Annotated in this window: 20 protein-coding genes; 15 read left to right on the top strand and 5 right to left on the bottom strand. The window is 69.8% G+C overall.

What is annotated here, in order from left to right; all coding sequences use genetic code 11:
* The first annotated feature begins 283 nt into the window (after positions 1 to 283).
* From ACFPZJ_RS25065 to ACFPZJ_RS25050, 4 genes are all read left to right on the top strand, one after another.
* Positions 284 to 1,054, top strand: a complete 771-nt coding sequence (locus ACFPZJ_RS25065; protein ID WP_381025794.1) for a PspA/IM30 family protein — start codon at positions 284 to 286, stop codon at positions 1,052 to 1,054.
* Between the two features lie 37 nt (positions 1,055 to 1,091).
* Positions 1,092 to 1,373: a PspA-associated protein PspAA gene (gene pspAA, locus ACFPZJ_RS25060; RefSeq protein WP_381025721.1), complete on the top strand. Its 282-nt coding sequence runs from the start codon at positions 1,092 to 1,094 to the stop codon at positions 1,371 to 1,373.
* 97 nt (positions 1,374 to 1,470) lie between these two features.
* Positions 1,471 to 2,700 (top strand): sensor histidine kinase, encoded by a 1,230-nt coding sequence (locus tag ACFPZJ_RS25055; RefSeq protein WP_381025719.1) that lies wholly within the window; start codon positions 1,471 to 1,473, stop codon positions 2,698 to 2,700.
* Positions 2,697 to 3,380 carry a response regulator gene (locus ACFPZJ_RS25050; RefSeq protein WP_381025716.1) on the top strand — a complete coding sequence of 228 codons (684 nt, stop codon included), beginning with the start codon at positions 2,697 to 2,699 and terminating at the stop codon, positions 3,378 to 3,380. The genes ACFPZJ_RS25055 and ACFPZJ_RS25050 overlap by 4 nt, the downstream gene beginning before the upstream one ends.
* Positions 3,381 to 3,507: 127 nt before the next feature.
* Here ACFPZJ_RS25050 and nadA read toward each other — a convergent pair whose 3' ends face one another.
* Complete coding sequence (gene nadA, locus ACFPZJ_RS25045; RefSeq protein ID WP_381025713.1) at positions 3,508 to 4,692, bottom strand: quinolinate synthase NadA; 1,185 nt, start codon at positions 4,690 to 4,692, stop codon at positions 3,508 to 3,510.
* Positions 4,693 to 5,099: 407 nt separating this feature from the next.
* Here nadA and ACFPZJ_RS25040 point away from each other — a divergent pair, with 407 nt between their 5' ends.
* Positions 5,100 to 5,456, top strand: coding sequence for an iron-sulfur cluster assembly accessory protein (locus ACFPZJ_RS25040; RefSeq protein ID WP_028422454.1), 357 nt, complete (start codon positions 5,100 to 5,102; stop codon positions 5,454 to 5,456).
* Between the two features lie 79 nt (positions 5,457 to 5,535).
* Here the strand turns inward: ACFPZJ_RS25040 and ACFPZJ_RS25035 are convergent, their stop codons facing one another.
* Positions 5,536 to 7,317, bottom strand: a complete 1,782-nt coding sequence (locus tag ACFPZJ_RS25035; protein ID WP_381025792.1) for a hypothetical protein — start codon at positions 7,315 to 7,317, stop codon at positions 5,536 to 5,538.
* A gap of 386 nt (positions 7,318 to 7,703) precedes the next feature.
* Positions 7,704 to 7,913 carry a hypothetical protein gene (locus ACFPZJ_RS25030; RefSeq protein ID WP_381025710.1) on the bottom strand — a complete coding sequence of 70 codons (210 nt, stop codon included), beginning with the start codon at positions 7,911 to 7,913 and terminating at the stop codon, positions 7,704 to 7,706.
* A 130-nt stretch (positions 7,914 to 8,043) separates the two neighbouring features.
* On the opposite strand from ACFPZJ_RS25030, the gene ACFPZJ_RS25025 reads away from it, so the two are divergent.
* Positions 8,044 to 9,018, top strand: a complete 975-nt coding sequence (locus ACFPZJ_RS25025) for a carbohydrate kinase family protein (protein ID WP_381025707.1) — start codon at positions 8,044 to 8,046, stop codon at positions 9,016 to 9,018.
* 15 nt (positions 9,019 to 9,033) lie between these two features.
* Here the strand turns inward: ACFPZJ_RS25025 and ACFPZJ_RS25020 are convergent, their stop codons facing one another.
* The gene (locus ACFPZJ_RS25020) at positions 9,034 to 10,413 is read right to left on the bottom strand and encodes a cysteine desulfurase/sulfurtransferase TusA family protein (RefSeq protein WP_381025704.1); all 1,380 of its coding nucleotides are present in this window, start codon (positions 10,411 to 10,413) and stop codon (positions 9,034 to 9,036) included.
* 284 nt (positions 10,414 to 10,697) lie between these two features.
* On the opposite strand from ACFPZJ_RS25020, the gene ctaC reads away from it, so the two are divergent.
* The 4 genes from ctaC to ACFPZJ_RS25000 all read left to right on the top strand — a co-directional run bounded on the left by ctaC (position 10,698) and on the right by ACFPZJ_RS25000 (position 15,194).
* Positions 10,698 to 11,663 carry an aa3-type cytochrome oxidase subunit II gene (gene ctaC / locus ACFPZJ_RS25015; protein WP_381025701.1) on the top strand — a complete coding sequence of 322 codons (966 nt, stop codon included), beginning with the start codon at positions 10,698 to 10,700 and terminating at the stop codon, positions 11,661 to 11,663.
* Entirely contained in the window at positions 11,660 to 13,396 is a 1,737-nt protein-coding gene (gene ctaD / locus ACFPZJ_RS25010) for an aa3-type cytochrome oxidase subunit I (protein WP_381025698.1), read from the top strand. The genes ctaC and ctaD overlap by 4 nt, the downstream gene beginning before the upstream one ends.
* Complete coding sequence (locus ACFPZJ_RS25005; RefSeq protein WP_381025696.1) at positions 13,393 to 13,791, top strand: cytochrome c oxidase subunit 4; 399 nt, start codon at positions 13,393 to 13,395, stop codon at positions 13,789 to 13,791. Before ctaD ends, ACFPZJ_RS25005 begins: the two co-directional genes overlap by 4 nt.
* Before the next feature lie 140 nt (positions 13,792 to 13,931).
* Complete coding sequence (locus ACFPZJ_RS25000) at positions 13,932 to 15,194, top strand: L,D-transpeptidase (RefSeq protein WP_381025693.1); 1,263 nt, start codon at positions 13,932 to 13,934, stop codon at positions 15,192 to 15,194.
* Between the two features lie 27 nt (positions 15,195 to 15,221).
* Here the strand turns inward: ACFPZJ_RS25000 and ACFPZJ_RS24995 are convergent, their stop codons facing one another.
* Positions 15,222 to 15,623 (bottom strand): response regulator, encoded by a 402-nt coding sequence (locus ACFPZJ_RS24995; protein ID WP_381025690.1) that lies wholly within the window; start codon positions 15,621 to 15,623, stop codon positions 15,222 to 15,224.
* Between the two features lie 145 nt (positions 15,624 to 15,768).
* Between ACFPZJ_RS24995 and ctaE the strand changes: the two genes are divergently transcribed.
* The 5 genes from ctaE to trpD all read left to right on the top strand — a co-directional run bounded on the left by ctaE (position 15,769) and on the right by trpD (position 21,156).
* Positions 15,769 to 16,389 carry an aa3-type cytochrome oxidase subunit III gene (gene ctaE, locus ACFPZJ_RS24990; RefSeq protein WP_381025687.1) on the top strand — a complete coding sequence of 207 codons (621 nt, stop codon included), beginning with the start codon at positions 15,769 to 15,771 and terminating at the stop codon, positions 16,387 to 16,389.
* Between the two features lie 82 nt (positions 16,390 to 16,471).
* Positions 16,472 to 17,278: a cytochrome bc1 complex diheme cytochrome c subunit gene (gene qcrC, locus ACFPZJ_RS24985; protein ID WP_381025685.1), complete on the top strand. Its 807-nt coding sequence runs from the start codon at positions 16,472 to 16,474 to the stop codon at positions 17,276 to 17,278.
* Entirely contained in the window at positions 17,275 to 18,333 is a 1,059-nt protein-coding gene (gene qcrA, locus ACFPZJ_RS24980; RefSeq protein WP_381025683.1) for a cytochrome bc1 complex Rieske iron-sulfur subunit, read from the top strand. Before qcrC ends, qcrA begins: the two co-directional genes overlap by 4 nt.
* Positions 18,330 to 19,967: a cytochrome bc1 complex cytochrome b subunit gene (gene qcrB / locus ACFPZJ_RS24975; protein WP_381025680.1), complete on the top strand. Its 1,638-nt coding sequence runs from the start codon at positions 18,330 to 18,332 to the stop codon at positions 19,965 to 19,967. The genes qcrA and qcrB overlap by 4 nt, the downstream gene beginning before the upstream one ends.
* A 124-nt stretch (positions 19,968 to 20,091) precedes the next feature.
* Complete coding sequence (gene trpD / locus ACFPZJ_RS24970) at positions 20,092 to 21,156, top strand: anthranilate phosphoribosyltransferase (RefSeq protein WP_381025677.1); 1,065 nt, start codon at positions 20,092 to 20,094, stop codon at positions 21,154 to 21,156.
* Positions 21,157 to 21,220: the final 64 nt, after the last annotated feature.

Below are 21,220 nucleotides of genomic sequence, written 5' to 3'. Positions count from 1 at the left end.
CGGGCATGGACCCCAGCCCCGTGGGGAACGATCCGGCAACACCAGTCGTCTGTAAGGGGACAGACGGGACGTTGCGTACGACTCCGGTCGACCCGGGAACCACCTACTCCCTACGCCGGAGGGGGAGCGTACACAGTCGTCCTTGGGGATGAGCGCATCCGTCCCCGAACAGTGCGGTAATGGAAGCAGGGCCCGTACTGTGGGTTCTGTCGCAGAGCTGGAGCCGGAGTCGGTCAGAAGGGGGCGCGCGAAGCCCATGAGCGGTGTCATGAAGCGTATGGGGATGATCTTCCGCGCGAAGGCGAACAAGGCCCTTGACCGGGCCGAGGACCCGCGCGAGACCCTCGATTACTCGTACCAGAAGCAGCTCGAACTGCTCCAGAAGGTCCGCCGCGGTGTCGCGGACGTGGCCACCTCCCGCAAGCGCCTGGAGCTCCAGCTGAACCAGCTCCAGCAGCAGTCCACGAAGCTGGAGGACCAGGGCCGCAAGGCCCTCGCGCTGGGCAGGGAGGACCTCGCCCGCGAGGCGCTCTCCCGCCGTGCCGCGCTCCAGCAGCAGGTGACGGACCTGGAGACGCAGCACGCGACGCTTCAGGGCGAGGAGGAGAAGCTCACTCTCGCGGCCCAGCGGCTCCAGGCCAAGGTCGACGCCTTCCGTACGAAGAAGGAGACCATCAAGGCGACGTACACGGCGGCCCAGGCCCAGACCCGTATCGGCGAGGCCTTCTCCGGCATCTCGGAGGAGATGGGCGACGTCGGCCTCGCGATCCAGCGGGCCGAGGACAAGACGGCCCAGCTCCAGGCCCGCGCCGGCGCGATCGACGAGCTCCTCGCCTCCGGTGCCCTGGACGACCAGTCCGGCATGCACAAGGACGACATCCAGGCCGAGCTGGACCGGCTCTCCGGTGGTACGGATGTAGAGCTGGAGCTGCAGCGCATGAAGGCGGAGCTGGCCGGCGGCTCGACCGGCGGACAGCAGGCCATCGAAGGCGGCACGAGCCAGTCGCAGTCCCAGCAGCAGCCGCAGGACACCCCGCGCTTCGACAAGCAGTAGGCATGTCACGGCCGGGACCCACGCCGAGGAGGGCGACATGATCGTACGGATCATGGGGGAGGGGCAGGTGGTGCTGGCCGACCACCACCTCGCCGAGCTGAACAAGCTGGACGACGAGCTCCTGGCCGAGATGGAGAACGGCGACGGCCCCGGCTTCCGCCGCACCCTTCAGGCCCTGCTGTCCAAGGTCCACGAACTGGGCGAGCCGCTGCCGGACGACTCCCTTGAGCCGTCCGAGCTGATCCTGCCGTCTCCGGACGCGACCCTGGAGGAGGTACGGGAACTGCTGGGCGAGGACGGGCTGATTCCGGGCACCTAGCCTTCCCGTCGCGGGGGTCCGGTGGCGCGGCCCCGGGCCGCGGGACGCCACGCCCGGGCCATACGCGGCCGCGCCCCGCCCAGCTACCGTAACAGCCGTGAGCACCCTGCAGCGGGCCCGATGCCAGGCCAAGGCGCACCCCCTGGCCGTGGACGCGGCCCTGGCCGCGGCCGTCCTGGCCTGCATGGTCGCCGGCTCCTTCGTGGACCCGCACGGCCCGGACGGCGTCACCTGGGGACTGCGCACCCCCGACGCGCTCAGCCTGCTCCTCATCGCCCTCGGCGCCGCCGCCCTGGTCTTCCGCCGCCGCGCCCCGCGGACGGTCCTCGCCCTCACCGGCACCGTCTCCGTGGTGGAGTCCGTCACCGGCGACCCCCGCGCCCCCGTCGCCATGTCCGCGGTCATCGCGCTCTACACCGTCGCCTCGACCACCGACCGCCCCACGACGTGGCGCATCGGCCTGCTCACCATGACCGTCCTGACCGGCGCCGCCATGATCGCCGGCCCTCTGCCGTGGTACGCCCAGGAGAACCTCGCCATCTTCGCGTGGACCGGTATCGGCGCGACCGCCGGTGACGCCGTCCGCAGCCGCCGTGCCGTCGTCCAGGCCATCCGCGAGCGTGCCGAGCGTGCCGAGCGCACCCGGGAGGAGGAGGCCCGCCGCCGCGTCGCCGAGGAACGGCTGCGCATCGCCCGTGACCTGCACGACGTCGTCGCCCACCACATCGCGCTCGTCAACGTCCAGGCCGGAGTCGCCGCACACGTCATGGACAAGCGGCCCGACCAGGCCAAGGAAGCCCTCGCGCACGTCCGTGAGGCCAGCCGCTCCGCGCTCAACGAACTGCGCGCCACCGTCGGGCTGCTGCGCCAGTCCGGCGACCCGGAGGCCCCGACCGAACCGGCCCCCGGCCTGGACCGCCTCGACGAACTCGTCGGCACCTTCCGCAGCGCCGGCCTGCACGTCGAGGTGGCCCGCGCCGACCAGGGCACCGCCCTGCCCGCCGCCGTCGACCTGGCCGCCTACCGCATCATCCAGGAGGCCCTTACCAACGTGCAGAAGCACGCCGGCACCGAGGCCAAGGCCGAGGTCAGCGTCGTCCGGGTGGGACCGAACATCGAGATCACCGTGCTCGACGACGGCTCCGGCGAGGACCACGACCCCTCTTCCGGCGGCGGCCACGGACTGCTCGGCATGCGCGAGCGCGTCACCGCGCTGCGCGGCACCCTCACCACCGGTCCCCGTTACGGAGGCGGTTTCCGCGTCCATGCGATTCTGCCGGTCAAGCCCCGCACCCAGGCCCCGAAGGACCGGGAGGACCCCGCATGACGATCCGCGTCCTGCTCGCCGATGACCAGGCGCTGCTCCGCAGCGCCTTCCGGGTGCTCGTCGACTCCGAGCCCGACATGGAGGTGGTGGGCGAGGCGTCTGACGGCGCGGAGGCGGTCCGGCTGGCCAGACAGGAGCGCGCCGACGTCGTCCTGATGGACATCCGCATGCCCGGCACCGACGGTCTCGCGGCCACCCGCCTGATCAGCGCCGACCCGGACCTCGCGCACGTCCGGGTGGTCATCCTGACGACGTTCGAGGTCGACGACTACGTCGTGCAGTCGCTGCGCGCGGGCGCCTCCGGGTTCCTCGGCAAGGGCTCCGAGCCCGACGAACTGCTCAGCGCCATCCGGATCGCGGCCGGCGGGGAGGCGCTGCTGTCCCCGGCGGCCACCAAGGGCCTGATCGCCCGGTTCCTCGCCCAGGACGGCCCGGCCGGTGAGGACCACGACCCGGGCCGCTCCGAGCGGCTCGGCTCCCTCACCGTGCGGGAGCGGGAGGTGCTGGTCCTGGTCGCCGGCGGGCACTCCAACGACGAGATCGCCGAGCGGCTGGAGGTCAGCCCGCTCACCGTGAAGACGCACGTCAACCGGGCCATGGCCAAGCTGGGGGCGCGGGACCGGGCCCAGCTCGTGGTGACCGCGTACGAGTCGGGCCTGGTACGCCCACGGGTGGAGTGACCCTGGCACGGGCGGACTGCCGCTCCCGGCAGAGAGACGCTGCCCCATGAGCAGGTGCCGGAGCCGGCGGGGGTGTCACACCGTGCGGGCCGGGTCCCCCTGCGGATCCGGCCCGCACGCGGTGCCGCTACGGCAGCGCCAGCATCCGCTCCAGGGCCAGCTTCGCGAAGGCCTCCGTCTCCTTGTCGACCTCGATGCGGTTGACCAGGGTGCCCTCGGCCAGGGACTCCAGGGTCCAGACCAGGTGGGGGAGGTCGATGCGGTTCATGGTCGAGCAGAAGCAGACCGTCCTGTCGAGGAAGACGATCTCCTTGCCCTCGGGCGCGAAGCGGTTCGCCAGGCGGCGGACCAGGTTGAGCTCGGTGCCGATGGCCCATTTGGAACCGGCGGGAGCGGCCTCCAGGGTCTTGATGATGTACTCCGTCGAGCCGACGTAGTCCGCGGCGGCGACGACCTCGTGCCGGCACTCGGGGTGCACGAGGACGTTCACGCCGGGGATGCGCTCGCGCACGTCGTTCACCGAGTCGAGGTTGAAGCGGCCGTGCACCGAGCAGTGGCCACGCCACAGGATCATCTTCGCGGCGCGCAGCTCGTCCGCCGTCAGGCCGCCGTTCGGCCTGTGCGGGTTGTAGACCACGCAGTCGTCCAGGGACATGCCCATGTCGCGGACCGCGGTGTTGCGGCCGAGGTGCTGGTCCGGCAGGAACAGGACCTTCTCGCCCTGCTGGAAGGCCCACTCCAGGGCCCGCTTCGCGTTCGAGGAGGTGCAGATCGTGCCGCCGTGCTTGCCCGTGAACGCCTTGATGTCCGCGGACGAGTTCATGTACGAGACGGGCACGACCTGCTCGGCTATGCCGGCCTCGGTCAGCACGTCCCAGCACTCGGCGACCTGCTCGGCCGTCGCCATGTCGGCCATCGAGCAGCCGGCGGCCAGGTCCGGCAGGACGACCTTCTGGTCGTCGGACGTCAGGATGTCCGCGGACTCCGCCATGAAGTGCACACCGCAGAACACGATGTACTCGGCCTCCGGGCGCGCGGCCGCGTCCCGGGCCAGCTTGAAGGAGTCGCCCGTGACGTCGGCGAACTGGATGACCTCGTCGCGCTGGTAGTGGTGGCCCAGCACGAAGACCTTGTTCCCGAGCTTCTCCTTCGCCTTGCGGGCGCGCTCCACCAGGTCCGGGTCGGACGGCGAGGGCAGGTCGCCGGGACACTCCACACCGCGCTCGCTCCTCGGGTCGGCCTCACGGCCGAGGAGCAGCAGGGCGAGGGGCGTCGGCTGTACGTCGAGCTCCTGGGTCTGGGCGGTGGTCACGACACGCACCCTTTCTGTTCTGCGGCTCGCCGGGCCGGTCTCTTGGTCAGGACCGGCCCGGCGGGACAATGCGGGACACCGAAACGACTTTTCGTCGATTTGACGCTATCTATCATAACCGCTTCACGTCAGTTTGACGATGGCCATAGCGTCCATGTGACGTGAATCCCGGACAGCCGCCGTTCATTCCCGAGCAGCCCGCGGACTCTCGCCGCAAGACGATCGGAGCCCCGCCGGAGGACTGCCCGAACCTCGCCGCAAGAGCCGTTTTCCGCTTCCCGGCGCGTGTGCGAGCATGAAGAGGACCGAAGGAACCGAAAGACACGCGCCCGGCCCGGAATGAATCCGCGGCCGCGCCGGTTGCAACCGTCGGCAAGCAGTCTCCGTACAACCCGGGAGAGATGTAGATGTCCGTATCGGACGAGACCACCACCGTCACCGACGGCATCATCCTGACCGACGCCGCCGCGGCCAAGGTCAAGGCCCTGCTCGACCAGGAAGGCCGCGACGACCTCGCGCTGCGCGTCGCCGTCCAGCCCGGTGGCTGCTCCGGCCTGCGCTACCAGCTCTTCTTCGACGAGCGGTCCCTCGACGGCGACGTGGAGAAGGACTTCGGCGGGGTGAAGGTCGTCACCGACCGTATGAGCGCCCCGTACCTGGGCGGCGCCACCATCGACTTCGTGGACACGATCGAGAAGCAGGGCTTCACGATCGACAACCCGAACGCGACGGGCTCCTGCGCCTGCGGCGACTCCTTCAGCTGAGCCGCTTTCCCGGCGACGGACATGACGAAGGCGGCGGCCCCCTCCGACAGGGCCGCCGCCTTCGGGCTTTCCCGCGTGGCTACCGCGTCTGCGAGGGCGGTGCCGGGAGCCGGGCCCCGTCCTTGTGCAGCGGGATCGGCTCGCCGTCCGAGCCGACGACCTCTCGGTCACCGAGCGGCTCGTCCAGCGGCACGGTCTGCTGGTACTGCTTGGCGATCAGGATGCAGACCTTGTCCGGCCACGGGGTCTCGGTCACCTTGACCGTCACCTTGTCCGCGCTCTCACTCGCCGACGCCTCGTAGGTCGCGCACACCCCGCCCGTGAACGTCACGGTCAGCTCGGCGCCCTCCGCCGTGTAGCCCTCCACCTCGACGTTCCGCGGGGCCGGCGTCGGCTCGTCTCCGGGTCCGCTCGGCCGCGGGCTCGGCCGGTCGGTCGGCTCCTCGAACGGCGTGGGAGTGGCGAGGAACCCCGGGTCGACGGCCGGGTACGTCACCGTGAAGGCGTCCCGCGCGCCCGCCCCCCGTACCTCGAACAGCCAGGACGGCACCAGCGCCTGCCGCGCGTCCACGGTGTGCGACGCCAGCCCGAACACCGCCTTGTCGACCGTGATCGTCTCCTTGGCCGGCGTCCCGTCCGACGTTCCGGGCGCTCCCGGTCCGGTCGATCCGCTCGATCCGGGCGATCCGGTCGAGGCTCCGCACGGCTCCTCATGCCGGTCCTTCAGCGGGACGGGGCTGGCGCAGCCGCCGATGCCCACGCGGGGGTCGCCCTGCGGCTGGGCGTTCATCAGCTCCAGCGCCTTCTGGGCGCTCACCACGGGATACGTGTCCCCCTTCACCGGCGGCTTCAGCTGGCCGCTGCCGCCGACCACCTCGCCCTGTGCGCCGACGACGATCCCGGTCGTCCAGCCGTACGTCGGCAGCCCGCCGACCACGGGATCGGCGTTCACCACCCGCTGCGCGCCCATGACCTGGCTCGCGTCCCGCTTCGCGTCATCCTGACCCGCCGCCTTCAGCACCGGCGCCGCCGCCTTCATCGCGGCCGCCACGCTCACCGGGTCGCCGGCCGGGGACGCCGGGTCCTGCGCGCACACGGTGGGCTTCTGGCAGTTGTCCGTGCCCGGGGCGTACCGGCTGAACGTCCAGGCGCCCGGGGCCTGCCTGTTCACCTGCAGACTCGGCCCCTGGCCGTCCTTGTCGGGCCCGACCTTCCAGACCTGTCCCTCGGCCACCGGCGTCCCGTCGACCCCGAGCGCCCGGGCCAGCCGGGCCACCTCGTCCTGGGTGACCCGGCCCGTCGCCCGGTACACGGCCGCCGAGCCGGGCCCCTGCGGAAGCGTGCCGTCGGCCCGGTACGTGGCGCCGTACGGGTTGTGCTCACCGGGAGCCACGCCGTTGCCACCGGAGTAGCCGTCGAGGAGCAGCGGCGGAGGCGTGTCGTCCCCACCGGGCGCCCCGGACGACGTACGCCCGTCCGAGCCGCCGGAGGCGCTGGTGGCGAGGTACGCCCCGCCACCGCCGACGAGCAGGACGGCGGCGGCGACGGAGGCGATCACCGCGGCGCTGCGCCGCCGCGCGGGCGGTTCGTCACCGCCCTCGTCGCCACGCGCGGCCTCATCACGCGCGGCCCCGTCGTCACGGGCGCCGTCGTCGACAGGCCCGCCCTCGTCGTCACGCGCGCCGTCGTCATCACGCCCGCCCTCGTCATCACGCGCGCGCTCGGCGCCGGGCCCTCCGGCCACGCCGGCATCCGGTTCATCGGCCCCCGCATCCCGGACCGGGGCCGTTTCCGATTCCGGCCGCTCGGGCGCCTGGGCCCCGGGCTCTTCCGCACGAGCCGCGTCGGACCCGGGCCCCACCGCCGCCTCGGCCCCCGGCTCCCGGCCGGACTCCGGCCCCTCGGCACCCTCCTCCGGTCCGGCGGCCGCCTCGGTGCCCTGCCCCGCCTCAGCAGGAGTTTCCTCCCCCGCACGGGCGCTCCGCTCCGCACTGCCGTCGGAAGCGCCCCCGGTGTCCCGCTCGTTCTCGGCGGTCTCGGCGGCGCCGGCCTCGGTCTCGGCGTCGTCGTGGTCGGGTCGCTCGGTGTTCACCGCATCGCTCCTTCGGCTGCACAGCTGTCCCGGACGACCCGGCCCGTACCCTCACGGGCCGCTGACGGGTCGTATCCCGCATCCTCTTTACGGGGGACAGCGATGGGACGCAGCAGGGGAGCACCCGGTTCCCTACCGGGACGGGGCGTGTCCGCTCAGTCGCCGTAGTCCGACATCGCGTCCAGCAGCCGGGCCGACGCCGGCGGTACGGTCACGCCGTGGATGCGCGAGGGGGAGACCGGCACCGGGGCCACCCGCTCCGGAACCGCCCAGTGGGGAGCCATCCGGGCGCAGTCGCCACGCAGCGACGCCAGATCGCCTTCGAGATCGACCGGGGCGGGGGCGTGGACCTTGAGGTTCGTCATAGCCGCACCGTATGCACGCTGGAGCGCACGAAGAAAGATCTACTATCGGGTAGTTTCAGTCGCTTCAGCGGGCCGCCCCGACCCGGTAGCGTGAACTGTCAATCCGCCGCCCTCCAGGAGACCTCACGCCGTGCGCATCGCAGTCACCGGCTCCATCGCCACCGACCACCTCATGACGTTCCCCGGCCGATTCTCCGACCAACTCGTAGCGGACCAGCTGCACACGGTCTCGCTCTCCTTCCTGGTCGACAAGCTCGACGTACGCCGGGGCGGCGTCGGCGCGAACATCGCGTTCGGCATGGGGCAGCTCGGCACCCGCCCCATCCTCGTCGGTGCCGCGGGCTCCGACTTCCACGAGTACCGGGCCTGGCTCGACCGGCACGGCGTCGACACCGACTCCGTCCGCATCTCCGACACGCTGCACACCGCCCGCTTCGTGTGCACGACCGACGCCGACCACAACCAGATCGGCTCCTTCTACACGGGCGCCATGAGCGAGGCCCGCCTCATCGAGCTCAAGACCGTCGCCGACCGGGTCGGCGGCCTCGACCTCGTCCTGATCGGCGCCGACGACCCGGAGGCCATGCTCCGGCACACCGAGGAGTGCCGCTCGCGGTCCATCCCGTTCGCCGCCGACTTCTCCCAGCAGATCGCCCGGATGAACGGCGAGGAGATCCGCATCCTGCTGGACGGGGCGACGTACCTGTTCTCCAACGAGTACGAGAAGGGGCTCATCGAGACCAAGACCGGATGGACGGACGCCGAGATCCTGTCGCGCGTCGGCCACCGCGTCACGACCCTCGGCGCGCGCGGCGTGCGCATCGAGCGGGCAGGCGAGGACCCGATCGAGGTCGGCTGCCCCGACGAGGAGCGCAAGGCCGACCCCACCGGCGTCGGCGACGCCTTCCGCGCCGGCTTCCTGTCCGGCCTGGCCTGGGGCGTCTCCCTGGAGCGCGCCGCCCAGATCGGTTGCATGCTCGCCACGCTGGTCATCGAGACGGTCGGCACCCAGGAGTACCAGCTGCGCCGCGCCCACTTCATGGAGCGCTTCACCAAGACCTACGGCGACGAGGCCGCCACCGAGGTCCAGGCGCACCTGCGCTGAACAACTGAACGAGCGTCAGGACACCCGGCGGACCACATAGGCCGAGCCCCGGTCCGCCGGCTCCTCGCCCACGTACTCCTGGCCCCGCATCTGGCACCACGCCGGGATGTCCAGGCGTGCGGCCTCGTCATCGGCGAGGACGCGCACCGTGCCGCCCACCGGCACATCCCCGATGACCTTGGCCAGCTCGATCACCGGGATGGGGCAGCGCCTGCCCACCGCGTCCACGACGACGGCGTCGGCCTCCCCGGCCGCCTCGAAGGACACCGGCGCGCCCAGCTTCTCCCGCACCGCCGCCACCGCCCCCGGCAGTACGTCCAGGAACCGGTCGACGTCCTCCTCCGCCGCCCCCATCGGCAACGACACCCGCACATTGCCCTCGCTCAGCACCCCCATCGCCTTGAGCACATGGCTCGGCATCAGCGTGCTGCTCGTGCAGGACGAGCCGGACGACACCGAGAAGCCCTCCCGGTCCAGCTCGTGCAGCAATGTCTCCCCGTCGACATAGAGACACGAGAAGGTGACGACGCCGGGCAGCCGCCGTACCGGATCGCCGACCACCTCCACGTCCGGGACCAGCCGCGGCACCCGCGCCCGGATCCGCTCCGTCAGTTCCCGCAGCCGTACTGCCTGCTCGGCCGCCTCCGCCCGCACCGCCCGCAGCGAGGCCGCCGCCGCCACGATCGCAGGGATGTTCTCGAACCCGGCCGACCGCCCCGACTCCCGTTCGTCCACCGGCCCCTCAGGCGCGAACCGCACCCCCTTGCGTACGACGAGCAGCCCGACCCCCGACGGCCCGCCCCACTTGTGGGCACTGGCCGCGAGCAGCGACCACTCGCCCTCCACCGGACCCCAGCCCAGCGACTGCGCCGCGTCCACCAGCAACGGCACCCCCGCGGCCCGGCAGCCCTCGGCCACCTCGGCCACCGGCTGCTCGGTCCCCACCTCGTGGTTGGCGGACTGGAGGCAGACCAGCGCGGTGTCCGGACGCAGGGCGGCGGCGTACGCCGACGGATCCGCCCGCCCCGCCCGGTCCACGGCGACCTGCGTGACCGCCCCGCCGTCGGCCTCATGCACCTCCGCCGCGTGCAGCACCGAGGAGTGTTCGACCGCCGACACGATCAGGTGACGCCCGACCCGCCGTCGCCCGGCCAGCGCCCCGGCGATCCCGGCGTGCACCGCCCGCGTCCCGGAGGAGGTGAACGTCAGCTCGTCCGGGCGGCATCCCACCGCCTCGGCGGCGGCCTCCCGCGCCGCGTCGAGCAGCATCCGCGCCCGCCGCCCCTCCCGGTACAACCGAGCGGGATCGGCCCATCCTTCGTCGAGCGAAGCCGACAGGGCCTGACGGGCGACGGGGTGCAAAGGAGCGCTGGAAGCAGCATCGAAGTAGGCCACACAGCAACGCTAAGCGCCCGCGTGGGGCACGGGGAACTGCGCGACCATCAATAAACCACCGCAACTCGGCACACAAGCGGCACCCACGAGCTATTGGGTGCCCCGGCCCACCCCTTCGGACCGACCCCCGGCGCGTATCCCCACCCTCCCCGCGAACCCCCGGAGGGCGTCGGCTAGGGTTTGGTCCGCATAAACATCCAAACCCCTGCCCGTCGCAGGGCGGCGACCGACCAGCGAGAAGGCCGCAGCCAACAGCGCGGGCGAGACTCTCGGGAAGGCGCTACGTGAGTCCCAACGGCTCCGACCGCTCGCCGCGGCGCCCGATGCGGCGGAAGCTGCTGCAGGCACTGACCGCGGGCTTGGTCTTGGCGACAGCCACCGGTTGCTCGTACAACTGGGAAGACTTCCCCCGCCTTGGTATGCCCACCCCGACCACGGAAGAGGCTCCGCGGATCCTCTCCCTGTGGCAGGGGTCCTGGGCGGCTGCGCTCGCCGTCGGCGTGCTGGTGTGGGGCCTGATCCTGTGGAGTGCTTTCTTCCACCGGCGCAGCCGCACCAAGGTCGAGGTCCCTCCGCAGACCCGGTACAACATGCCCATCGAGGCGCTGTACACCGTGGTCCCGCTCATCATCGTCTCGGTGCTGTTCTACTTCACGGCCCGTGACGAGTCCGAGCTCCTCAAGCTGAACAAGAAGCCCGACCTCACCGTCAACGTGGTCGGCTTCCAGTGGAGCTGGTGTTTCAACTACGTCGAGAGCGTCGAAGGTTCCACGGGTGACGCCAAGACGTCCAAGGAACTGGACGCGATCCCGGACCGCTACAAGGAAGCCTTCCCGGCCAACGCCGGCGGCGTCTACGACTGCGGCATCCCCGGCACGCGGAACCCGCAGACGGGCAACCCGGGCCCGACCCTGTGGCTGCCTGAGGGCAAGCGGGTCCGGTTCGTCCTGACCTCGCGGGACGTCATCCACTCCTTCTGGGTGGTGCCGTTCCTGATGAAGCAGGACGTCATCCCGGGCCACACCAACGCCTTCGAAGTGACCCCCAACCGGGAGGGCACCTTCCTGGGCAAGTGCGCCGAGCTCTGCGGCGTCGACCACTCCCGGATGCTGTTCAACGTGAAGGTCGTCTCCCCCGAGCGCTACGAGCAGCACCTCAAGGACCTCGTGAAGAAGGGGCAGACCGGTTACGTTCCCGCCGGCATCGAGCAGGCGGGCCACGAGAAGAACCGGGAGTCGAACATCCTGTGAGCATCCTCAACGAACCCCAGGGTGCCGCGGCAGCAGGGTCCCACTATGCGGACGAGCTGCCGGTCCGGCGCCAGAACCGCGGCAGCGTCGTGGTCAAGTGGCTGACGACCACGGACCACAAGACGATCGGCACGCTGTATCTGGCCACGTCCTTCGCGTTCTTCGTGATCGGCGGCGTCATGGCGCTGTTCATGCGCGCCGAGCTGGCCCGGCCGGGTCTGCAGATCATGTCGAACGAGCAGTTCAACCAGGCGTTCACGATGCACGGCACGATCATGCTGCTGATGTTCGCGACGCCGCTGTTCGCCGGCTTCGCGAACTGGATCATGCCGCTGCAGATCGGCGCGCCGGACGTGGCCTTCCCCCGGCTGAACATGTTCGCCTACTGGCTGTACCTGTTCGGCTCCCTCATCGCGGTGGCCGGCTTCCTGACCCCGCAGGGCGCGGCCGACTTCGGCTGGTTCGCCTACGCCCCGCTGTCCGACGCGGTCCGCTCGCCGGGCATCGGCGCCGACATGTGGATCATGGGCCTGGCCTTCTCCGGCTTCGGCACCATCCTCGGCTCGGTCAACTTCATCACCACGATCATCTGCATGCGCGCCCCGGGCATGACCATGTTCCGCATGCCGATCTTCACGTGGAACGTGCTGCTGACCGGTGTGCTGGTCCTGCTGGCCTTCCCCGTGCTGGCCGCGGCGCTGTTCGCGCTGGAGGCGGACCGCAAGTTCGGCGCCCACGTCTTCGACGCGGCCAACGGCGGACCGCTGCTGTGGCAGCACCTGTTCTGGTTCTTCGGGCATCCCGAGGTGTACATCATCGCGCTGCCGTTCTTCGGCATCATCTCCGAGGTGATCCCGGTTTTCTCCCGCAAGCCGATGTTCGGCTACACGGGTCTGATCGGCGCGACCATCGCGATCGCGGGTCTGTCCGTGACGGTGTGGGCTCACCACATGTACGTCACCGGCGGTGTGCTGCTGCCGTTCTTCTCCTTCATGACGTTCCTCATCGCCGTCCCCACCGGCGTGAAGTTCTTCAACTGGATCGGCACCATGTGGAAGGGCTCGCTGTCCTTCGAGACGCCGATGCTGTGGGCGACCGGCTTCCTGATCACCTTCACCTTCGGTGGTCTGACCGGTGTCATCCTGGCCTCGCCGCCGATGGACTTCCACGTGTCGGACTCGTACTTCGTGGTGGCGCACTTCCACTACGTCGTCTTCGGCACCGTCGTGTTCGCGATGTTCTCCGGCTTCCACTTCTGGTGGCCGAAGTGGACCGGCAAGATGCTCGACGAGCGCCTCGGCAAGATCACGTTCTGGACGCTGTTCATCGGCTTCCACGGCACCTTCCTGGTCCAGCACTGGCTGGGCGCCGAGGGCATGCCGCGCCGGTACGCGGACTACCTCGCGGCCGACGGCTTCACCGCCCTGAACACGATCTCGACGATCAGCTCGTTCCTGCTCGGCATGTCGATCCTGCCGTTCTTCTACAACGTGTGGAAGACGGCCAAGTACGGCAAGCCGGTCGGCGTCGACGACCCGTGGGGCTACGGCCGCTCGCTGGAGTGGGCGACCTCCTGCCCGCCGCCGCGGCACAACTTCCTCACCCTGCCGCGGATCCGCAGTGAATCCCCGGCATTCGACCTGCACCACCCGGAGATCGCCGCTCTCGACCAGCTCGAGAACGTCGGCCACGGTGACAAGGCCCTCGCTGGCGGCAAGGAGGCCGGCAAGTGAAGATCCAGGGCAAGATGTTCATGTGGCTGAGCGTCTTCGTCCTCGTCATGGCGATCGTCTATGGCGTCTGGTCGAAGGAGCCGGCCGGTACCACGGCCCTCTTCCTGGCCTTCGGGCTGTGCATCATGATCGGCTTCTACCTCGGCTTCACGGCCAGGCGGGTCGACGTGGGCGCGCAGGACAACAAGGAGGCGGACGTCGCGGACGACGCCGGCGAGGTCGGGTTCTTCAGCCCGCACAGCTGGCAGCCGCTGTCCCTGGCCATCGGTGGCGCGCTCGCCTTCCTGGCCGTCGCGATCGGCTGGTGGCTGCTGTACTTCTCGCTGCCCATCATCCTGATCGGCATCTGGGGCTGGGTCTTCGAGTACTACCGCGGTGAGAACCGCACCCAGTAGCACACACCGAGCACCCCACGGGCCCGGACACTTCGCGAGGAGTGTCCGGGCCCGTGCTGTTGCAGCATGTGGAGCAAATAACGTCCCTCGTACGAGTCACCCGGCGCGCCGGAGTTGACGCCGCTTCCTACGTTGAGGCCATGAGCCACACACCGCGTACCGCCACCGTCGCCGGATGCACCGTGCTGGCGCTCGCCCTGGGCGTGAGCCTCACCTCCTGCGGTGCCGACGGGAACCCGCTCTCGGCCGCGCCGTACGACGCGGCGGACCAGATCTCCTACAACGCCCCCACAGGCGACAGGAAGAAGGCCGACCCGGACCAGCCCCTGGAGGTGGTCGCCGAGGGCTCCGACGGGCGCATCACGGACGTCACGGCGATAGACGCGGCCGGACGGTACGTCGCCGGCGAACTCGCCGCCGACGGCGGCCGCTGGCACAGCACCTCACCGCTGGCCGCCGACACCCGCTACACGGTGCGCGTGAGCACCGAGGACGAGGACGGGGCGCCCGGCCGCAAGGTCCTGACCTTTCTCACCGGCAAGCCCACCACCAAGAAGCGCCTGGACGTCACCTTCGGGCCCAAGGCGGGCACCTACGGTGTCGGCCAGCCCCTCACGGCCAAGCTGAGCAAGCCCGTCAAGGACCCGGCCCAGCGGGCCGTCGTGGAGCGCGCCCTCAAGGTCGACTCCACTCCCGCGACGGAGGGCGCCTGGCACTGGGTGGACGACAAGGAGCTCCACTACCGCCCCAAGGACTACTGGCCCACCAACGCCACCGTCCAGGTGCGCAGCAACCTGGAGGGCATCAAGATCAGCGACCGTCTGTGGGGCGGTAGGGCCAAGCCCCTGAAGATCACCACCGGCGACCGCCTGATCGCCGTCACGGACGCCGCCTCCCACTCCATGACGGTCTACAAGAACGGCGAGGCGATCAAGACGATCCCCGTCACCACGGGCAAGCCCGGCTTCGACACCCGCAACGGCGTCAAGGTCGTCCTCGGCAAGGAACGCTTCGTACGCATGCGCAGCACCACCATAGGCATCGCCGAGGGCTCCTCGGAGGCGTACGACCTGCCGGTCTACTTCGCCACCCGCGTCACCTGGAGCGGCGAGTACGTCCACGCCGCACCCTGGTCCGTCGGCTCCCAGGGCTACGCCAACGTCAGCCACGGCTGCACCGGCATGAGCACCGCCAACGCCGAGTGGTTCTTCGACACCGTCCGCGAGGGCGACCTGGTCCAGGTCGTCAACTCGGGCGGCAACACGATGGAGCCCTTCGGCAACGGCTTCGGCGACTGGAACCTGCCCTGGGACAAGTGGCGCACCGGCAGCGCCCTGGTCGCCGGAGACCCCGCGGGGCCGGGCCCCGAGGAAGCGGCCCGCCTCAGGCCCGCGGCGGTGTGACCCGTCTCCGCCCGAGCCCCCGTCCTCCTAGGCGCTCACGATCTTCCGCCCCCGCAGCAGGGAGGCCAACGCCGAAGCGAACTCCACCGGCTCCACCGGCAACGCCACCGCCGCGTCCGCCCGGCTCCACGTCGCCAGCCAGGCATCCTGAGGCCGCCCGATCAGCAGCAGCACCGGCGGGCACTCGAAGATCTCGTCCTTGATCTGCCGGCAGACCCCCATGCCCCCCATGGGCACGGCCTCGCCGTCCAGCACACAGACGTCGATCCCGCCCTTGTCCAGCTCCCTGACAACGGCCGCGGGAGTCGCGCACTCCACGAACTCCACGACAGGCGCGTCCGGAGCCGGACGGCGCCCGGTGGCCAGCCGCACCTGCTCGCGGGTGTTGGAGTCGTCGCTGTAGACCAGCACCGTGGCGGTCGCCTGCATGTTTCCTCCGGGACGTCGGCGTCGTACGGAAAGCCTGCGTGGGGCGGATGCTACCCCCTGGAACACCACGTCAACAGCGGTACGCACCCCTCAGACACTCCGAACGGCACCCCCCGGAGTGAGGGCGGGATAAGCGACCGACATAATGTCGGTCGTGGCGACAGCAACGACAGTAGATACCGGGCACGCGCACCCGTCGGTCAACCGGCCGAACCTCACCAGCGTCGGAACCATCATCTGGCTGAGTTCCGAGCTGATGTTCTTCGCGGCCCTCTTCGCGATGTACTTCACCCTGCGCTCGGTGACCGGTCCGGAGTTCTGGTCCGAGAAGGCCGATGCGCTGAACTTCCCGTTCTCGGCGACGAACACCACGATCCTGGTGCTCTCCTCCCTCACCTGTCAGCTCGGCGTGTTCGCAGCCGAGCGCGGTGACGTGAAGAAGCTCCGGATGTGGTTCATCGTCACGTTCGTGATGGGTGCGATCTTCATCGGCGGCCAGGTCTTCGAGTACACCGAGCTGGTCAAGCACGAGGGCCTGTCGCTCTCGTCCGACCCGTACGGCTCGGTGTTCTACCTGACCACCGGCTTCCACGGCCTGCACGTGACGGGCGGTCTCATCGCCTTCCTGCTGGTCCTGGGCCGGACCTACGCGGCCCGGAGGTTCACTCACGAGCAGGCGACCGCGGCCATCGTCGTGTCCTACTACTGGCACTTCGTCGATGTCGTCTGGATCGGCCTCTTCGCCACGATCTACATGATCAAGTAGCCGGGTCCGTATCCCCGCGCGCTTCTCACAAGCGCACATCCCAGAAGCATCGACGCAGAAGATCCTGACACCGGGGTAATCCGTGAAAAAGCTCTCCGCACGACGACGCCACCCGTTGGCGGCGGTCGTCGTCCTACTCCTCGCGCTGGCATGCACCGGGGGGCTGTACGTCTTTCTCGCACCGAGCAAGGCGGAGGCCGACCAAACCGCCCAGTCCCTCACCATCGAGGAGGGCAAGAAGCTCTACGCGGTCGGCTGCGCCAGCTGCCACGGCACCGGCGGTCAGGGCACCACTGACGGGCCGAGCCTGGTCGGCGTGGGCGCCGCGGCCGTCGACTTCCAGGTGGCCACCGGCCGTATGCCGGCCCAGCAGCCCGGCGCGCAGGTGCCGGAAAAGAGGAATATCTACTCGCAGGCCGAGATCGACCAGCTGGCGGCCTACATCGCCTCGCTGGGCGCCGGCCCGGCCGTCCCGACCGAGGAGCAGTACGGCCCTCAGGGCGCGGACATCGCCAAGGGCGGTGACCTGTTCCGCAACAACTGTGCGCAGTGCCACAATTTCACCGGCAAGGGCGGAGCGCTGACGCACGGAAAGTACGCGCCGAGCCTCGAGGGCGTCAGCAACAAGCACATCTACGAGGCCATGCTGACCGGCCCGCAGAACATGCCGTCCTTCCCCGACAGCACGCTGACGGAGAAGAACAAGAAGGACATCATCGCGTACCTGAACGCGGTCAACGGAGAGGACACCGTGAGCCCCGGCGGCACGGAGCTGGGCGGACTCGGTCCGGTCAGTGAGGGGCTGTTCGGCTGGATCGCCGGTCTCGGCGGACTGATCGCCGTCGCCGTGTGGGTTGCCGCTCGGACCGCAAAGGCCAAGAAGTCATGAGTAGCCAAGACATTCCCGAAGAGAACCTGCCCGCTGCGCAGGACACCACGCACGGTGGGGTGGGTGTCGCGGACGAGAAGCACCCGTTCGCCGACCCCGGACTGCCGCCCCACGAGCACCGGATCCAGGACGTCGACGAGCGGGCCGCCCGGCGGTCCGAGCGCACGGTCGCCCTGCTGTTCACGGTGTCGATGCTGGCCACCATCGGCTTCATCGCCTCGTTCGTGGCGATCCCGGTCGACAAGTCGGTCTACATCTTCCCGCTGGGCCACATCAGCGCGCTGAACTTCGCGCTCGGCATGACGCTCGGCATCGCGCTGTTCACCATCGGCGCGGGCGCGGTCCACTGGGCCCGCACCCTGATGTCCGACGTGGAGATCGCCGACGAGCGTCACCCGATCGAGGCCGCCCCGGACGTCAAGGCCAAGGTCATGGCCGACTTCCGGCAGGGCGCCAAGGAGTCGCAGCTCGGCCGCCGCAAGCTGATCCGCAACACGATGCTCGGCGCGCTGACGCTCGTGCCGCTGTCCGGCGTCGTGCTGCTGCGCGACCTCGGCCCGCTGCCGGAGGACAAGCTCTTCCACACCCTGTGGCGCAGGGGCAAGCTGCTCGTCAACATGAACACGAACGAGCCGCTGCGTCCCTCCGATATCGCGGTGGGCTCGCTGACCTTCGCCAAGCCGGAGGGCCTGGAGGAGCACGACCACGGATTCCAGAACGAGATCGCCAAGGCCGCCCTGATGATCGTCCGGATCCAGCCGGAGGACATCAAGGACAAGCGCGAACTCGAGTGGTCGCACGAGGGCATCGTCGCGTTCTCGAAGATCTGCACCCACGTCGGTTGCCCGATCTCCCTGTACGAGCAGCAGACGCACCACGTGCTGTGCCCCTGCCACCAGTCCACCTTCGACCTGTCCGACGGTGCCCGGGTGATCTTCGGTCCCGCCGGCCACGCCCTGCCGCAGCTGCGCATCGGCGTGAACGACGAGGGCTACCTCGAAGCGCTCGGCGACTTCGACGAGCCCGTCGGTCCTGCTTTCTGGGAGCGCGGATGAGCACTACAGCCAGCAACGAGTCCCGCTCTCGCGGGAAGGCACCGGCCGGCGAGCGCGTCGCCGACTGGGCCGACGGCCGGCTGGGGATCTACTCCCTGGCCAAGGCCAACATGCGCAAGATCTTCCCGGACCACTGGTCCTTCATGCTGGGTGAGATCTGCCTCTACAGCTTCCTCATCATCATCCTCACGGGTGTGTACCTGACGCTGTTCTTCCACCCGTCGATGAACGAGGTGGAGTACCACGGCAGTTACATCCCGATGCAGGGCCAGCTGATGAGCGAGGCCTACAAGTCGACGCTGGACATCAGCTTCGACGTCCGCGGCGGTCTGCTGATCCGGCAGATCCACCACTGGGCGGCGATCATTTTCCTCGCCGGCATGTTCGTGCACATGATGCGCGTCTTCTTCACCGGCGCGTTCCGCAAGCCGCGTGAGATCAACTGGCTGTTCGGCTTCCTGCTGTTCGTCCTGGGCATGTTCACCGGTTTCACCGGCTACTCGCTCCCGGACGACCTGCTCTCCGGCACCGGTGTCCGCTTCACGCAGGGCGCGATCCTGTCCATGCCGATCGTCGGCACGTACATCTCGATGTTCCTGTTCGGCGGCGAGTTCCCCGGCGACGACTTCGTCGCCCGGTTCTACTCGATCCACATCCTGCTGCTGCCGGGCATCATGCTCGGGCTCGTGGTGGGCCACCTGATCCTGGTCTTCTACCACAAGCACACCCAGTTCGCGGGTCCCGGACGCACCAACAAGAACGTCGTCGGCATGCCGCTGCTGCCGGTCTACATGGCCAAGGCCGGAGGCTTCTTCTTCCTGGTCTTCGGTGTCATCGCGGCCCTGGCCGGCATCGCCTCCGTCAACCCGATCTGGGTCCTGGGCCCGTACCGGCCCGACCACGTGTCGACCGGTGCCCAGCCCGACTGGTACATGGGCTTCGCCGAGGGTCTGGTCCGTGCCATGCCCGGCTGGGAAATCAACATCTGGGGCCACACGCTGGTCCTGGGCGTGTTCATCCCGCTGGTGCTCTTCGGGCTGTTCCTCGCCGTGATCGCCCTGTACCCGTTCATCGAGTCCTGGATCACCGGCGACAAGCGCGAGCACCACATCCTGGACCGGCCGCGCAACGCCCCGACCCGGACGGCCTTCGGTGTCGCCTGGGTCACCGGCTACATGATCATGCTGATCGGCGGTGGCAACGACATCATCGCCACCCACTTCCACCTCTCGATCAACGCGGTGACCTGGTTCGTCCGGATCGGGTTCTTCGTCGGACCGGTCCTCGCGTTCGTCATCACCAAGCGGATCTGCCTCGGCCTGCAGCGCCGGGACAAGGACAAGGTGCTGCACGGCCGCGAGGCCGGCATCATCAAGCGCCTGCCGCACGGTGAGTTCATCGAGGTGCACGAGCCGCTCAGCCAGGAGCAGATGTACACCCTCACGGCGCACGAGCAGTACGCGCCGGCCGAGATCGGCCCGACGGTCGACGAGAACGGTGTCGAGCGCAAGGTGAAGGGCTCCGAGAGGCTGCGCGCCAAGCTCAGCAACGCCTACTACGGCGAGGGCGCCCAGATCCCGAAGCCCACCGTCGAGGAGTACAAGGAGATCACGAGCGGCCACGGCCACCACTGATCGCTGCGTTCGCCACGCCACGGCCGAAGGGCCCCCGTCCGGTGTTCGGACGGGGGCCCTTCGCCGTGCTCCGGCTGGATAGGGTGGGAGTCACCAACGACCCGTACGACGACCAGGAGCGGCTATGAGCGCTGTGACCCCCGCTGGAGGCGACACCGCGGCGGGCCGCACCTGGCCCGCCCTGCTGAACGGCCTGCTGGACGGCCGGAACCTGAGCGCGGACGACACCGCCTGGGCGATGGACCTGATCATGCGCGGGGAGGCGACCGACGCACAGATCGCCGGCTTCATGGTGGCGCTGCGGGCCAAGGGGGAGACGGTAGAGGAGATCGTCGGCCTGGTCCGGACGATGTACGAACACGCCAACGTCATCGAGGTGCCGGGACCGACCGTCGACATCGTCGGCACGGGCGGCGACGGGGCGAAGACCGTCAACATCTCCACCATGTCCGCGATCGTCATCGCCGGCACCGGCGCCAAGGTGGTCAAGCACGGCAACCGTGCGGCCTCGTCGGCGTCGGGCGCCTCGGACGTGCTGGAGAAGCTGGGCGTCAACCTGAACCTGCCGGTGCAGCGGGTCGCCGCGGTGGCCGAGGAGGCGGGGATCACCTTCTGCTTCGCGGTGAAGTTCCATCCGGCGCTGCGCCATGTGGCCGCCGCGCGCGGCCAGTTGGGCATCCGGACCACCTTCAACGCCCTCGGCCCGCTGACCAACCCGGCGAAGGTGAAGGCACAGGCGGTCGGCGTCGCCGACCCCCGGATGGCGCCCATCGTCGCGGGCGTCCTCGCCGAGCGGGGCAACTCGTCGCTGGTCTTCCGGGGCGACGACGGCCTCGACGAACTGACGACCACGGCCACCTCCCGGGTGTGGGTCGTCCGGGACGGCAAGGTGACCGAGCAGACCTTCGACCCGCGGGACGTCGGCATCGAACTCGTCCCGGTCAAGGCGCTGCGCGGCGCCGACGCCTCGTACAACGCGGAGGTCGCGCGGCGGCTGCTGGACGGCGAGAAGGGGCCGGTGCGGGACGCAGTGCTGCTGAACTCGGCGGCCGCGCTGGTGGCGCTGGAGCCCACGTCGGCTCCGCTGGCCGAGCAGATCCGCGCCGGGATGGAGAAGGCGGCGGAGTCGATCGACTCGGGCTCCGCCCGCAGGGTCCTGGACCGCTGGGTGGCGGTCAGCAACGCCTGACCGGAGCGGAGTCGGCCGTCCCGCGATCCGGACACGAGTTGCGGGACGGCGATCACCTCGCGTA

The sequence above is a fragment of the Streptomyces bullii genome, from assembly GCF_042657145.1.
Taxonomy (GTDB): Bacteria; Actinomycetota; Actinomycetes; order Streptomycetales; family Streptomycetaceae; genus Streptomyces; species Streptomyces bullii.
The sequence above is the reverse complement of the archived record's forward strand: the minus strand, read 5'-3'. Positions and strand labels throughout refer to the sequence as shown.

Coding starts and splice junctions, on each gene's coding strand:
- ACFPZJ_RS25065 (WP_381025794.1), top strand. CDS start 284: ATGATCTTCCGCGCGAAGGCGAACAAGGCCCTTGACCGGGCCGAGGAC.
- pspAA (WP_381025721.1), top strand. CDS start 1,092: ATGATCGTACGGATCATGGGGGAGGGGCAGGTGGTGCTGGCCGACCAC.
- ACFPZJ_RS25050 (WP_381025716.1), top strand. CDS start 2,697: ATGACGATCCGCGTCCTGCTCGCCGATGACCAGGCGCTGCTCCGCAGC.
- ACFPZJ_RS25040 (WP_028422454.1), top strand. CDS start 5,100: ATGTCCGTATCGGACGAGACCACCACCGTCACCGACGGCATCATCCTG.
- ACFPZJ_RS25030 (WP_381025710.1), bottom strand. CDS start 7,913: ATGACGAACCTCAAGGTCCACGCCCCCGCCCCGGTCGATCTCGAAGGC.
- ACFPZJ_RS25000 (WP_381025693.1), top strand. CDS start 13,932: ATGAGCCACACACCGCGTACCGCCACCGTCGCCGGATGCACCGTGCTG.
- ACFPZJ_RS24995 (WP_381025690.1), bottom strand. CDS start 15,623: ATGCAGGCGACCGCCACGGTGCTGGTCTACAGCGACGACTCCAACACC.
- ctaE (WP_381025687.1), top strand. CDS start 15,769: ATGTCGGTCGTGGCGACAGCAACGACAGTAGATACCGGGCACGCGCAC.
- qcrA (WP_381025683.1), top strand. CDS start 17,275: ATGAGTAGCCAAGACATTCCCGAAGAGAACCTGCCCGCTGCGCAGGAC.
- qcrB (WP_381025680.1), top strand. CDS start 18,330: ATGAGCACTACAGCCAGCAACGAGTCCCGCTCTCGCGGGAAGGCACCG.
- trpD (WP_381025677.1), top strand. CDS start 20,092: ATGAGCGCTGTGACCCCCGCTGGAGGCGACACCGCGGCGGGCCGCACC.